This window comes from Nocardiopsis sp. iso_40, from assembly GCF_056173285.1.
This window is the reverse complement of the sequence record NZ_CM149666.1, coordinates 4674736-4688464: the sequence shown is the minus strand read 5'-3', so window position 1 is coordinate 4688464 and position 13729 is coordinate 4674736. Positions and strand designations below refer to the sequence as shown.

Sequence of the window (13729 nt, the reverse complement as noted above, 5' to 3'; positions counted from 1 at the left end):
CGGTCGCACACGGCCGGTGCGTCCGCGTCGGCATTTCGACGGCGGGCTGAGGATGGGAAAGGCCACACCAGGGCATTTCCGAAGAAGGTGTCTCATTGATTGAGACAAAAATGCGCGGTGGCCATTCCTCCGAAGGCACTGCGGAGGGCGGTGGCTCAGTCCCCCGGCTCCGGGAGGTCCTCCTCCCAGAACTCGCGCGGGTTGCGCGTGCCGTCGGTGACCGTGCCGCGTTCGGCCTCGGCCCGGCGCAGCTGCACCCGTCGGATCTTACCCGAGGAGGTCTTGGGAAGTTCGGTGAACTCCAGGCGGCGCACCCTTTTGTACGGGGACAGCCGTCCGCGCGCGTACTCCAGGACGGCGCGGGCGGTCTCGGCGTCGGGCGGCACGCCCTCGGCCGGGGCCACGTAGGCCTTGGCGACCGACAGCCGCAGCGGATCCGGGGAGGGGACGACCGCGGCCTCGGCCACGTATTCGTGCTCGACCAGAACACTTTCCAGCTCAAATGGTGAGATGCGGTAATCCGAGGCCTTGAACACATCGTCGGACCGGCCGATATAGGTAATGTAACCGCGCGAATCCCGGGTGGCGATGTCGCCGGTGCGGTACATGCCGCGCCGGGTCGCCTCCCGGGTGCCCTCGGGGTCGTCGGAGTACCCTCGCATCGCCCCCACGGGTTCGTTGGCCAGGTCCACGCAGATCTGCCCCGAGTCCGAACGCTCCTCGGTCTCCTGGTCGATCAGGACGATGCCGTAGCCGGGCAGCGGCCGTCCCATCGAGCCCGGGACCACTTCCTGGCCCGGGCCGTTGCCGATGACCATGGTGGTCTCGGTCTGACCGAACCCGTCGCGTACCGTGATCCCCCACGCCGCACGGATCCGGTCCACGATCTCCGGGTTGAGCGGTTCCCCCGCGGACACCGCCTCACGCAGTCCGACCTCCCACGCCTCCGGACCTACCTGCAGGAGCATTCGCCAGACCGTCGGCGGCGCGCACAGGCTGCTCGCCCCGCACCGCACCACCGCGTCCAGCAGAGCCGCCGGATCGAACCGCTCCCGGTTGACCACCAGCACCGTCGCCTCGGCGTTCCACGGCGCGAACACGCTGCTGTAGGCGTGCTTGGCCCAGCCGGGGGCGGAGACGTTCAGGTGCACGTCGCCGGGGCGCAGGCCCAGCCAGTACATGGTGGACAGGTGGCCGACGGGGTAGGAGCGCTGCGTGTGGGTGACCAGTTTGGGGCGCGCTGCCGTGCCGGAGGTGAAGTACAGCAGCAGCGGGTCGTCCGGCCCGGTGGGCCGCGGCGGAGTGAAGTCCAGCCCCGCGTGCTCGGAGTCCGGATAGCTGAGCCAGCCGTCCATGTAGCCCACGCAGATCCGCGTCCAGTGCCCGTCCAGGTGCTCGAACCGTTCGGTCTCGGCGGGGGAGCAGACCACGTGCGCGACGTCGCCCCGGTCCAGCCGGTCCACCAGGTCGCTCTCGGACAGGTTGGTCGCGGTCGGGGTGACCACGGCGCCCAGCTTGATCGCGGCGAGCATGGTCTCCCACAGCTCGACCTGGTTGCCGAGCATCAGCATGATCCGGTCCCCGGGGCGCACACCCTGGCCGATCAGCCAGTTCGCCACCTGGTTGGACCGCTCCGACATCTGCCGGTAGGTGTGGTGGACCCCGGTGCCGTCCTCCTCCACCAGCCAGAGCGCGGTCCGGTCCGGGCGGGTGGCCGCCACCAGGTCGAAGTGGTCCAGCGCCCAGTTGAACCGTTCCGGTCTGGGCCACTCGAACTCCCGGCACGCGGTCTCCTGGTCCTCCCGGTGCTGCAGGAGCAGGTCCCGCGCGGCGCGGAACTCCCGTGCCCCCTCGGACATCTCTTTCGACATCGAAGGCCTCCGTTTCGGGTACGGCGCGCCGAGCGCGCCGCCCACGGGCCCCCACCGCCGTGCGAGCGGATGGGGCGGGGTGTGCCCCTGCGGTTCTACCCGCAACGGGCCGCCCCGACCCATCGCCCCGCCGACGCCGGTGCTTTCGGGGGGCTGCCGGGTGCGGCCGGGGCCTGCCCGCCGCGCACCGGCACCTCTAGGATGTCTCCCCATGGAGGAACTACGCGGGCACCACGCCATCTGGCGCTTCGACGAGGAGAGGGTGCGCATCGGGTTCGGCACCGGGCGCAAGGTGCCTCACCTGTTCAGGGCGCTCGGCCAGTGCTCGGTTCCGCTGGCCGCCGTACGCGAGGTGGACTTCGACCCCGGCGACCGCAAACAGGGGTGGCGGCTCCGGGTGCGGCTGGTGGACGGGGCCGACCCCTACGCGGACCTGGAGACCGTGGGCACCGCCGCCCCCGCCACACCACTGGTGCTGACCGGGCCGCATGACCGGGAGCTGGTCGCCGAGTACTGCGCCGACCGGCTCGCCGAGTCCGCCCGCTACGCACGCGAGGTCCGAGGGGCACCGCTCGACCTCTCGGAGGTCGCCCTGGGGCTGGTGGTCAGGCCGCCCTTCCAGGCGCGCACCGGAGAGGGCTCCGTCTCCTTCGACGGGGAACGGGTACGGCTGCACTGGGACGGCTGGATGGCGAGCACCGCCAAGGGGCAGGAGAAGTCGCGCGAGTTCCCGCTCTCCGAGATCGGGTCCCTACAGTGGTCCCCGCAGGTCGACTTCGGTGAGGGTTTCCTCCGCGTGGTCCTGCGCGGAGCGGCCATCCCCGAGGCCTCCGGCCTCGAACACGACTTCTTCACCCTGGTCTCGCACGGACCCAAGGGCAGCGACGAAACCCTCCTGATGGCCGCCACGGTCAACAGCCGCATCGCCCTGGCGGACCAGGAGCCCGGGGAGGAGCCCGTCGCCCTGACGGCGGGCGCGGCCGACGACAGCGACGAGATCTTCGCCAAGATCCGGGAGCTCGGGAACCTCCACGCCGAGGGGCTGCTGACCGACGAGGAGTTCGGCACCAAGAAGGCCGAGCTCCTGGGGCGGCTCTGAACCCGGTCCGGCCCCGAACACGACCCAGCCACGAACAGCACGAAAGGGCCCACGCCTTGCGCACCTTGTACCCGCCCATCGAGCCGTACGACTCGGGCATGCTCGACGTCGGTGACGGACACCGCGTCTACTGGGAGCTGTGCGGCAACCCCGCGGGCAAGCCCGTGGTGTTCCTGCACGGTGGCCCGGGCGGCGGCTGCACCCCCGACCACCGTCGGCTCTTCGACCCGGAGAGGTACCGCATCCTCCTGTTCGACCAGCGCAACTGCGGGCGTTCCACCCCGCACGCCAGCCGTATGGACGTCGACCTGGCCACCAACACCACCTGGGCGCTGGTCGAGGACATGGAGCGCCTGCGCGAGATGATCGGCGCGGACGCCTGGCAGGTCTTCGGCGGGTCCTGGGGCAGCTGCCTGGCCCTCGCCTACGCGCAGAAGCACCCCGAGCGCGTCACCGAGCTGGTCGTCCGCGGCATCTTCACCCTGCGCGACCAGGAGCTGCGCTGGTTCTACCAGGAGGGCGCCTCCCAGCTCTTCCCGGACCTGTGGGAGTCCTACCTGGCCCCCATCCCGGAGGGGGAGCGCGACGACCTCATCGCCGCCTACGCCCGCCGCCTGGAGTCCCAGGACCGCCGGACGCGGCTGGAGGCCGCCCGCGCGTGGAGCGTGTGGGAGGGGTCGACGATCACGCTGCTGCCCAACCCCGCTCTGCGCGAACACCACGCGGACGAGGACTACGCGCTGGCCTTCGCCCGGATCGAGAACCACTACTTCCACAACAGGGGCTTCCTCGACCCCGAACAGCTCATCGAGGGCACCGAACGGATCCGGCACATCCCCGGGGTGATCGTCCAGGGCCGCTACGACGTGTGCACCCCGATGCGCACCGCCCACGACCTGCACCGGGCCTGGCCGGAGGCGGAGTTCCACGTCGTCGACGACGCCGGGCACGCCTTCAGCGAGCCCGGCATCCTGCACCAGCTGATCGAGGCGACCGACCGCTTCGCCGAGTAGGGGTCCGGGCGCGTCGTGGTTAGGGTGAGGCCACCCGTGCCCCCCAGGGCCGCCGCCCGTTGCCGGGCGGCGGCCCGCGGACGAGAGGAAGGCAGCATGCGAGTCGAGGTCGACTACGACCGGTGTGAGAGCAACGCCCTGTGCATGGCCGCGGCCCCGGAGGTGTTCGAGGTCAGGGACGACGACTTCCTCTACCTCCTCGCCGAGGAGCCGGACGAGGAGCTTCGCGCGAAGGTGCTCAGGGCGGAGCGGATGTGCCCCAAGGGAGCCATCACCGTGACGGGGTAGCCCCGGCCGCGGCCATGGCCTCCTCCCAGGTGGTGGGTTTCTCCAGCAGGCCGCGGTAGCGCATGGTGCGCGGGGTGGAGCGCAGGCCGAGCACCCCGGTGAGCATCCCCCCGCGCCCCAGGAACGCGACGAATTTCCGGTCCTGCGGCGACCCGTGCACGAAGGCGACCTCATCGGCGGGGGCGCCCTGCCCCAGCAGCTGGACCTTCTTCTTGTACTGGTCGGACCAGAAATAGGGCACCGGGGTGAAGGGCGTCCGCCCCGTCCCGGCGAGCAGGTTGCGGGCGGCCGCCTCGCCCTGTTCGCTCGCGTTGGTCCAGTGCTCCAGCCGGATCCGGCCGCCGTAGCGCGGGTGCGGCCAGTTGGCCAGGTCACCGACCGCGTACACGTTCGGCACCGAGGTGGCGGAGTACTCGTCGCACACCACCGAGCCGTCGTCGAACAGCTCCACGCCCGAACCGCGCAGCCACTCGGTGTTGAGGTGGACACCCACCCCGGCCACCACCAGGGAGGCCTCGACCGCGGTACCGTCCGCCAACCGGACGCGTTCCACCCGGCCGGCGCCCTCGAACCCGGTCACACCCGCGCCCAGACGCACGTCCACACCGTTCTCCCGGTGCAGGTCGGTGAGGACCTCCCCGACACGCTGGTCGACCACCCTGGTCAGCGGGGTGGGCGCGGCCTCCACCAGGGTGACCTCCATCCCCACGGCACGGGCGCTCGCGGCGACCTCGGCCCCGACGAACCCCGCGCCGACCACCACCAGGTGTCCGCCGGAGCCGAAGGCCGAACGGATCGCCTCGGCGTCGTCCAGGGTGCGCAGGACGTGTACACCGGCCAGGTCGGTGCCGGGGCGCCGGGCCCGCGCCCCGGTGGCCACGATCAGCCCGTCGTAGCTCAGCGAACCCCCGCCGCCGGGTCCGGACACGCGCAGCTCCCGGGCTGCCGGGTCCAGCCCGACCGCCCGCGTGTTCGGCCGGAAGTCCAGTTCCAGGCCCTCGACCACGGAGTCCTCACGCAGCCGCAGGGCGCGGTGTCCGACCAGCCATCCCGGGCCGCCGTGCGCGGGGTCCATCCCGACCCCGGTCAGGACCTCCTTGGACAGCGGAGGTCGTGAGTAGGGCCGGTGCGGCTCCTCCCCGACCAGGGTCAGACGTCCCTCGAAGCCGTGTTCCCGCAGGGCCTCCGCCGCGTGCAGCCCGGCCATGCCCGCACCGGCGATGACGATCTCGTTCAGGGTGTCCGACACCGTGTTTCCTTTCACCTCTCAGAGCCCGCGGACTTCGCCGACGGTCCGGCCGCCGCCCTGGATGGGAGTGGTCAGGTGCTCCTTGACGGGTGTGACGTCCACGCCCAGGGCCTGGAGGGCGGTGAGGCCGACGAGGACCCGTGAGCGTTCCTCTGCGTCTCCGTCGCTGATCTTGACGGCGACCGTCTCACCGGTGGGCACGTTGAGCACGAGTACGCCGTCGGCGCCGATCTTGGAGACCAGGCCGGGCATACGGGTCATCAGTTCGGTGTCGATGCGGTCGGTACCCGAGACGTACTCGGGGTGGGCGCTCATCGCTTCGAGGACGGTCCGCTCGGCGCTGCCCTCGGGGGACAGGCGCATGCCCTGGACGCCTCGGGCGAGGCCGACCAGGGAGACCGCGAGTTGTGGCGCCCCGCAGCCGTCGACGGCGGTGTGTGCGATCCGCTCGCCGCACATGTCCTCGGTCGCTTCGCGTACCAGTACCTGCAGCGGGTGCTCGGGGTCGAGGTAGTCCTCGGTGCTCCACCCCTGGGCGACGCAGGCGGCGAGCATGCCCGCGTGCTTGCCGGAACAGTTCATGTACCGGCGCTCGGGGGAGCGGCCCGCGGCGAGGAAGGCCTTCCGGGCGGCGGCTCCGCCGGGGACGGCAGGCGGACACCGGAGGGCTTCGGCGGTGAGTCCGGCCGCGGCCAGGATCCGTTCGGTCTCGGCTGCGTGGAACTCCTCGCCCCCGTGGCTTCCCGCGGCGATCGCGAGGGAGGTCCCCTCCAGCGGGGCGTCGGCGCGCAGCGCGGCCAGGGCCTGGAAGGGTTTGGCGGAGGAGCGGGGGAACATGGCGTCGTGCACGGGCCCGCGCGCGTAGGCGATCTCACCCTCGGCCGAGAGCCCGACGACCGCGCCGTAGTGCACGCCCTCGCGCATTCCGGAACGGACGACTTCCGCCAGGGGAGCGTAGCTGGGCAGCGGAGCCTGGTTCATGTGGTTTCTCCTCGCCGGTGAGGCTGTGGGGGAATCGCGGTGTGTGCCCGCCGACGGCAGGCACGCGTCAAAACGTACACACACCCTCGGTTCTTCCCGTGTCTGGTGTGCGGCTCGCGGGGCCGCCAGCGGCTCTGCCCGCGCTCTGCGGTGCCGGCGGCGCCGCACCAGGGTGTGCGCCCGGTGTCGGATGCGGGCAGTAAGGTCGGGGACCGACGGCGGGCGGGTGCCGGACGCACCGGGACGACCTGCTGGAACACCTGCCGGGACATCGGCGTGACAAAGGGAGTGGGACTGGCGATGGGAACGCTGCGGACGGGCGAACTGACCCGGAGAAGGGTCGGCACGCGTGCGGCGGACCTGGAGTACGCGGTGCTCGACGTCGAGACGACCGGCCTGGACCCGCGTGAGGGCGCGCGTCTGGTCGAGGTCGCCGTGGTGCGGGTGCGCGGTGACGGAGAGCTCGTGGACGAGTTCAGCACGCTGGTGGACCCCCGGGCCCCGGTGGCCGGACAGGAGTTCCACGGGATCGGTGAGGGCGATGTCATCGGGGCCCCGCGGGTGGCCGAGATCGTCCCCCGCCTGGCCCAGTTGCTCTCCGGGGCGGTGGTGGTCGGCCACAACCTGGACTTCGAGGAGCGCTTCCTCGCCGCTGAGCTGGTTCCCGCCGGTCTGCCGCGCGGCCAGTCGGGCCTGTGCACGCTGAGGGCCCTGCGCGCCCAGATCGACCTCCCCCGCTACTCGCTGCCGCGCGCCACCCACCTGCTGAGCGGGTCCTGGCCGACGGGGCAGCACACCGCCCTGGGCGACGCCCGTGCCTGCGCCAGGCTGCTCGTGGAGATGATCGCGAACGCGCCCGGCGAACTGCGTTACGCGGGGCCGCCGCCCCTGGTCCTCCGGGGCGGTGAGCCCGTGGACGGCCCGGTGCGCTGGAAGCCTCGCACGACCCCGGAGCCCGGTGGGCTGGAGCCCCTGAACGAGTGGAAGGCGTGTTGGCGCGGTGCCGAGTTGGACGCCGCGCTGTGCGGTGGCGCCTTCGGGGCGGTGGACCGGGCGGCCGCGGAGAGTGCCGCGCACCGCGACTCCAGGCTGTGGGAGCGGGTGGCCGCGGCCGCCGCGGTGACCGGAGGGGTCGCGGCCACGGTCGCGGGCGGCCTGCTGGTGCGCATGGCGGGCGGACGCGGCGGTCTCCGGGGCCGCGCGGGCTGAACCCGGGGCCCGGGACCCGTCAGGGAGTCGGCCCGGTCCGGGGCGTCACAGACCGGACAGGGTGAGGAAGAACGCCACGATCAGTGCGCTGCCGCCCACGGTGGTGAGCAGGGCCCGGCCCTGTTCGGTGAGCCGGGCGGGGGCCAGGCGCAGCCGTGGCGGCGCGCTGACGCGCTGGGCGGTGGCGACCCCGCCGCCGGGGCGGGGGGCGGGCAGGCGCCCGGCGCTGAGGCGGGGGACCTTGTTGAACAGGGCGATCGACACCAGGACGGCGCCGACGGCGATCAGTGCGAGGGACACGGGAGGAGGGCCTAACGGGACTCGGATCCGGGCGGATGGAGGTGCCCGGGCGGGGGCTCCGGGCAGGGCGGATAGTTCCCCGGTTCCGTCGCGTTCATGCAGATCGGGGGTGGCCGCTCCTGGCCAGCTCCGGTTAGGTCCTGACCTTTATCACTGAGGGTGCATCATGTGGAACTCTCGGTGTTTTTCCTGGCGGTGGAGGGGAGGATGGTGTCCACGGTTTCGGTCGCCACCCCGAGGGCGCGGAGCACGAACCGGGTGACCAGGGCGTGGGTCCCGTCCAGGTCGATCTCGTCGTTGACCAGGGGCAGTCGTTGGGAGCCCACCATGGACAGGGCGAGACCGGCGGTGCGCTCGGCGGGCAGGTGGTCGAACTCCCCTGCCGTGACGCCCTCCTCGATGATCTCGGTGAGCAGGCGCTGCATCGGGGCGACGTGTGCGGCCAGGGCCTGGTAGGCGTCCGGCCCCAGGCTGGCGCCCAGTTCGGCGGCGGGCGGGTGCGGGTGGGCGACGAGGCCCTCCAGCTGCAGCCGCACGAAGGCTGACAGGCGCCGGGCCGCCGAGACCCCCGAGGGGAGTTCGCGCTTGTACCGCTCGACGAACGCGCTGTTGACCTGTTCGGTGAAGGCCAGGAGCAGGGCGGGTTTGTCCGGGAAGTAGTTGTAGAGCGCGGTGCGGGTGATGCCCGCGGCGTTGGCCACGTCGGTCATGGAGACGCGGTCGATCCCCTGTGTTCTGATCAGCCCGTCCACGGCGTCCATGATGCGGTCCCGGGTGCGGGCACGGTGGGCGGCGATGGTCGGAGCCGTGATCTTGGGCATGCCCCTATGGTGGCACGCTGCGGCGGCCGGACCGGCATGTCGGAGCTGCGGCGGGGCCGGAGGGGAGGGGCGGGTCAGGTGTGCTGCCTGCCCAGGTCGGCGAGGACCTCGGTGTTGAGCTGGTAGGCCAGGCGGGTCTCCCGGACGAGGAACTCCGCGGTGGCCTCGTCCGGGTCCAGGGAGTCGAGGCGGTCGCGGTACCCGGAACGGAACTTCGGGAGGCTGCCCAGGGCGTCGAAGGCGTAGAAGGCCGCCCCCGCGTCGGCGGTGAGACCGTAGGCCTTCTCGGCGATCCGGCGGATGAACTGGCCGCCGGAGACGTCGCCCATGTAGCGGGTGTAGTGGTGGGCGACGAAGCCTGCGGGGTGGTCGGCCATCTGCTCGATGCGCGCGACGTAGGTCCTGGTGGCCGGGGTCGGGGAGACCAGCCCGCGCCAGCCGGTGCCGAGCAGGTGCTCCAGGTCGGCCTCCAGTGCGGGGACGCGCTCCAGCTCCGGGTGGTGGAAGCGGCCTGCGACGAGGTCCTCGCGGAGGGCGCGGCCGACCCGTTCCAGTGCCACGTAGGCGAAGTGGTGCTGGGCGACCATCTCGGCGTAGCCCGCGCGCGGGAGCTCGCCCGCGAGCAGGGCCTCGGTGAAGCCGTGCTGCTCGGCGGTGGCGTGGTCGCCCCGGGTGGCGGCCCTGAGCCGTTCGGAGAACGGTTCGCCGACGGTGGGGGCGGCCGTCGCGGGGGCCTCGGCCGTGGTGCTCATCGGCACTGTCCGCCTCTCGTTCCGGGAACTTTATGACATCATGTCATTTAGGTGCGCGGCGCTGTCAAGGCGGATACGACGCTCTGTCATATAAAAAGGGGTGCAGGGCTCGTTCGGAGTGCCCTGTGTCACATGATTCACGCGCTCCTGCACGCGCACCTGCACGCTCTGACCACCTACGCGACCGCCGCCCGCATCCGGATGCCCCGCGTGCCCGGGCCTGCGCGCACACAGGGAGTGTCGGCCGTGTCCCCCCGGCGTTGGGTGTGTCTCGTCTCGTCCGCTGGTCAACTGGTCGCCAGGGCGTTTATCGTTTGGGTGTCGTGCGGTCCGAACCGCCGGGAAGACCCGAGGTGTCCGCCTCGGGCCTCCGGCATGACAACGCACCCCACGGACCCGCGAACCTTGAGGCGATGAGTGGATACCAGGAGAACAGGGCACGATCCCGTGACGGTGATCGGTGACGAAGCGGCCGACGCCGCCGACGGCGCTGCGACACACGGCAGCGCCGCCCCGGGTGACGACACCGTCCTGGACGACCGGGTGGAGGCTACCGTCGAATCGGTTGACGTCCTGCTGATCGAAGACGACCCCGGCGATGCCCTCCTCGCCGAGGAACTCCTCGCGGACACCGCACTGACCACACGCATCACCTGGGTCTCCACGCTCAAGGCGGCCCGCGAACACCTCACCGACTTCCGCGGTTGCGTCCTGCTCGACCTCAACCTCCCCGACGGGCACGGCCTGGGCCTGCTGCGCGAGGTCCTCGGCAGTGCGCCCTCAGCCGCGGTCGTGGTCCTCACCGGTCTCGACGACGAACACGAGGGCATCGCCGCGGTCGCCGCGGGCGCCCAGGACTACCTGGTCAAGGGCCAGGTGGACGGTTCCCTGCTGGCCCGGAGCCTGCGCTACTCCCTGGAGCGGCGCCGCGCCGACGAGAACGCCCGCCAGCTGCGCGAGGCGCGGATGCGGGCCCGCGAGAACATGCGCCTGGAGCGCGGCCTGCTGCCCCAGGTCCTGCTCGGCCGATCGCCGCTCAGCCACCGCGCCTACTACCGGCCCGGCCGCAAACGCGCCCTGGTCGGCGGCGACTTCTACGACGCGGTCGAGAAGGACGGCACCACCCACGTCATCATCGGCGACGTCAGCGGACACGGCCCGGACGAGGCCGCCCTCGGCGTCAGCCTGCGCATCGCCTGGCGCACCCTGGTCATGAGCGGGGTCGCCGAGGAACGCGTCCTGCCCAACCTGGAGGACCTCCTGGTCAGCGAGCGCGCCCAGGAGGAGATGTACGCGACGCTGTGCATGGCCAGCCTCGACACCGGCAGTGACCGGGCCCGGGTGCGCGTCCTCGGCCATCCGCCGCCCATGGTCGTCACCGACGGTGTGGCGGAGGAGATCCAGGCCGTCCCGCAGCCGCCGCTGGGAGTCTTCCCGGTGGACCAGGACGAGGCGGCCGAGATCGTGCTGCCCAAGGGCGCGAGCATGTTGTTCTACACCGACGGCCTGGTCGACGCCTACGACGGCGGACCGCCCGCGCGCCTGGAGGTCGCGGGTCTGCGCCGGATGGTGAACGGGGCGCTCACCCAGGGCGTGGCCCTGAACAACCTGCCCGAGCACCTGGTGGACGAGGCGGAGCGCAGCAACGGGGGCCCGCTCCAGGACGACGTGGCGATGCTGCTCGTCAACCACGGAGAGCCCGAGTGAGCTCCACCGGGGAGGGACACCGCACCATGGACAACGAGCCCGGAACGGATTCGGCCCCCGGGGAGGGGGAAGGAGCCCGGAGGCCCTTCGGAGGGGCCTCCTCCGTCAGCGCCTCCCTCCGCAGCCGGGTGCACTCCAGCGGGCACTCCTGGAGCCTGCGCCGCCGGGTCACCAGCCTGCTGACGGTGGTCGCCGTCGTCCTGGTGCTGGCGGTCTCGGTGATCACCCTCGCCGCCTTCCAGGCACGCGACTCCCTGACCCGCCAGGTCGACACGCTCACGCCGGGGCTGAGCACCGTCGAGCAGACCCGCTCGGCCTACCTCAGCCAGGACCACGCCCTGCGCGGCTACATCCTCACCGGCGACCGCGAGTTCCTCCAGCCCTTCGTCGAGCAGCGGATGTCCCTCGCCGAGTACCGGAGCGCCCTGACCACCCTGGCCGAGGAGAACGAGGACGTCGCGCCCAAGGTGGAGGAGCTCATCGAGGCCGGCGAGGTCTGGAGTGAGGAGTTCGCCGAACCGGTCCTGGAACAGGTCCGTACCGGCCAGACACCGACCCAGGAGGACCTCCAGCGCGGCCGGGTGCTGTTCCTGGAGCTCAACCGGGCCGCCGACGCCACCACCAACCACCTCGAGAGCGAGATCCAGGAGGCCCAGAGCGGACTGACCCTGGCCACCCAGCAGGTCGTGGCCCTCCTGGTGCTCGTCGGCCTGGTCGTGGTGTTCCTGTCGGTCTTCCTCTGGGTGATGCTCCAGCAGTGGGTGCTGCGCCCCCTGGAGGACCTGGCCGGGCACATGCGCCAGGTCTCCGAGGGCTACTACGCCCACCGCATCTCCCTGCAGGGGCCGCCGGAGATCGTCCAGCTGGGCCAGGACGTGGACGCCATGCGCGAGCGCATCGTGCACGACCTGGACGAGGTCGCCTCGGCGCGGCGCAAGCTCCAGGAGCAGTCCAGCCTGCTGGAGCACCAGACGGAGGAGCTGCGCCGGTCCAACCTGGAACTGGAGCAGTTCGCCTACGTCGCCTCGCACGACCTCCAGGAGCCGCTGCGCAAGGTGGCGAGCTTCTGCCAGCTGCTCCAGCGCCGCTACCACGGCCAGCTGGACGAGCGTGCGGACTCCTACATCGACTTCGCGGTCGAGGGCGCCAAACGCATGCAGACCCTCATCAACGACCTCCTGGCCTTCTCCCGGGTCGGGCGCACCAAGAACTTCGCGCCGGTCGACCTGAACGTGGCCCTGGGCGACGCGCTGAGCAGTCTGGAGACCCGACTGGAGGAGGCGGACGCCGAGATCACCGGCGACGTCCTGCCCACCATCGCGGGCGACCGCACCCTGCTCACCCAGGTCTTCTTCAACCTCGTGGGCAACGCGGTCAAGTTCCGTGGCGAGGACGCGCCCAAGGTCCACGTCAGCGTGGAACGCCAGGACGACGAATGGGTGTTCTGCTGCACGGACAACGGCATCGGCATCGAACCGCAGTACGCCGAGCGGATCTTCGTCATCTTCCAGCGCCTGCACACCAGGGAGAAGTACACCGGTACCGGTATCGGCCTGGCCATGTGCAAGAAGATCATCGAGTTCCACGGCGGACGCATGTGGCTGGACACGGGCGCAGAGGACACCGAAGGGGCCGAAACCGCCGAGGGCGCGGACTCCGGCCGGACCGGAACCCGCATATGCTGGACCCTGCCCGTCGACACACAGGCGGAGGAGGAAGATCCGGTTGCCGTGGAGGGAACCGGATCGACCGCTGATACCGATAACCATGTTGAGGGCACCGAGGCAGTCGAGTCCGCCCCCGCGGACGAGACGCCGACGGCCACACGAGAGTCCAGCGGCAACGAGCCGGAGGCCGGGCTCCCCACGGGTCGAGAACCCGGAGGGGAACCCCGTCCCCTGCCCGGCGGTGCTGGCGGTACGGCTCCCCCCGGTCGCGGGGCGGGGCCCGTATAGGGGTCTGAAAGCTTGAGCGAGGTCATGTTGGTGCATCCCATTGAGGTGCTGCTGGTCGAGGACGATCCCGGTGACGTCCTGATGACCAAGGAGGCGTTCGAGGAACACAAGCTGGGGAACCGGCTGCACGTGGTCTCGGACGGCGTCGAGGCGCTCCGCTTCCTGCGTCGCGAGGGTGAGTTCGCTGATGCCCCCCGCCCCCACCTGATCCTCCTGGACCTCAACCTGCCGCGTAAGGACGGCCGGGAGGTACTGGAGGAGGTCAAGAGCGACGACAACCTCGCGCACATCCCCGTCGTGGTACTCACGACCTCGGAGGCCGAGGAGGACGTGCTGCGCAGCTACCGCCTGCACGCCAACGCCTACGTGCCCAAGCCCGTGGACTTCGAGCAGTTCATCAGGGTCGTGCGCCAGATCGACGACTTCTTCGTCACCGTCGTCCGGCTCCCCAAGAGCTGATCCGGGCTCCGGATCCGGGGACGAG

The 13729-nt window shown here is 71.4% G+C and carries 13 protein-coding genes; 7 read left to right on the top strand and 6 right to left on the bottom strand.

Features of this window, described 5'->3' with window-relative positions:
- Window positions 1-155: 155 nt before the first annotated feature.
- The gene (locus tag AC0VYD_RS20280; protein WP_475477043.1) at window positions 156-1871 is read right to left on the bottom strand and encodes an AMP-binding protein; all 1716 of its coding nucleotides are present in this window, start codon (window positions 1869-1871) and stop codon (window positions 156-158) included.
- A 211-nt stretch (window positions 1872-2082) separates the two neighbouring features.
- On the opposite strand from AC0VYD_RS20280, the gene AC0VYD_RS20275 reads away from it, so the two are divergent.
- From AC0VYD_RS20275 to AC0VYD_RS20265, 3 genes are all read left to right on the top strand, one after another.
- Window positions 2083-2970, top strand: a complete 888-nt coding sequence (locus AC0VYD_RS20275; RefSeq protein WP_475477042.1) for a DUF4429 domain-containing protein — start codon at window positions 2083-2085, stop codon at window positions 2968-2970.
- A gap of 56 nt (window positions 2971-3026) precedes the next feature.
- Window positions 3027-3983 carry a prolyl aminopeptidase gene (pip, locus tag AC0VYD_RS20270; protein ID WP_475477041.1) on the top strand — a complete coding sequence of 319 codons (957 nt, stop codon included), beginning with the start codon at window positions 3027-3029 and terminating at the stop codon, window positions 3981-3983.
- A gap of 96 nt (window positions 3984-4079) precedes the next feature.
- Window positions 4080-4271, top strand: a complete 192-nt coding sequence (locus tag AC0VYD_RS20265; protein ID WP_475477040.1) for a ferredoxin — start codon at window positions 4080-4082, stop codon at window positions 4269-4271.
- Here the strand turns inward: AC0VYD_RS20265 and AC0VYD_RS20260 are convergent.
- Together AC0VYD_RS20260 and AC0VYD_RS20255 are read right to left on the bottom strand one after the other, a co-directional pair.
- A complete protein-coding gene (locus AC0VYD_RS20260; protein WP_475477039.1) occupies window positions 4255-5520 on the bottom strand; it encodes an NAD(P)/FAD-dependent oxidoreductase in 1266 nt (421 codons plus the stop codon). The genes AC0VYD_RS20265 and AC0VYD_RS20260 overlap by 17 nt on opposite strands.
- A gap of 18 nt (window positions 5521-5538) precedes the next feature.
- Window positions 5539-6501, bottom strand: a complete 963-nt coding sequence (locus tag AC0VYD_RS20255; protein ID WP_475477038.1) for an asparaginase — start codon at window positions 6499-6501, stop codon at window positions 5539-5541.
- A gap of 300 nt (window positions 6502-6801) precedes the next feature.
- Between AC0VYD_RS20255 and AC0VYD_RS20250 the strand changes: the two genes are divergently transcribed.
- On the top strand, window positions 6802-7710 hold the full coding sequence (locus tag AC0VYD_RS20250; RefSeq protein ID WP_475477037.1) for a 3'-5' exonuclease: 909 nt from the start codon (window positions 6802-6804) through the stop codon (window positions 7708-7710).
- Window positions 7711-7755: 45 nt separating this feature from the next.
- Here the strand turns inward: AC0VYD_RS20250 and AC0VYD_RS20245 are convergent, their stop codons facing one another.
- From AC0VYD_RS20245 to AC0VYD_RS20235, 3 genes are all read right to left on the bottom strand, one after another.
- Window positions 7756-8010: a hypothetical protein gene (locus AC0VYD_RS20245; protein ID WP_475477036.1), complete on the bottom strand. Its 255-nt coding sequence runs from the start codon at window positions 8008-8010 to the stop codon at window positions 7756-7758.
- 164 nt (window positions 8011-8174) lie between these two features.
- The gene (locus AC0VYD_RS20240) at window positions 8175-8831 is read right to left on the bottom strand and encodes a TetR/AcrR family transcriptional regulator (protein WP_475477035.1); all 657 of its coding nucleotides are present in this window, start codon (window positions 8829-8831) and stop codon (window positions 8175-8177) included.
- Between the two features lie 74 nt (window positions 8832-8905).
- Window positions 8906-9583 carry a biliverdin-producing heme oxygenase gene (locus AC0VYD_RS20235; RefSeq protein WP_475477034.1) on the bottom strand — a complete coding sequence of 226 codons (678 nt, stop codon included), beginning with the start codon at window positions 9581-9583 and terminating at the stop codon, window positions 8906-8908.
- Window positions 9584-10030: 447 nt separating this feature from the next.
- Here AC0VYD_RS20235 and AC0VYD_RS20230 point away from each other — a divergent pair, with 447 nt between their 5' ends.
- Genes AC0VYD_RS20230 through AC0VYD_RS20220 form a run of 3 tightly spaced genes read left to right on the top strand, consistent with a single transcriptional unit; the run spans window position 10031 to window position 13704 of the window.
- A complete protein-coding gene (locus tag AC0VYD_RS20230; RefSeq protein WP_475477033.1) occupies window positions 10031-11290 on the top strand; it encodes a PP2C family protein-serine/threonine phosphatase in 1260 nt (419 codons plus the stop codon).
- On the top strand, window positions 11287-13245 hold the full coding sequence (locus tag AC0VYD_RS20225) for a sensor histidine kinase (RefSeq protein WP_475477032.1): 1959 nt from the start codon (window positions 11287-11289) through the stop codon (window positions 13243-13245). Before AC0VYD_RS20230 ends, AC0VYD_RS20225 begins: the two co-directional genes overlap by 4 nt.
- Before the next feature lie 24 nt (window positions 13246-13269).
- Complete coding sequence (locus AC0VYD_RS20220) at window positions 13270-13704, top strand: response regulator (protein WP_191275227.1); 435 nt, start codon at window positions 13270-13272, stop codon at window positions 13702-13704.
- Window positions 13705-13729: the final 25 nt, after the last annotated feature.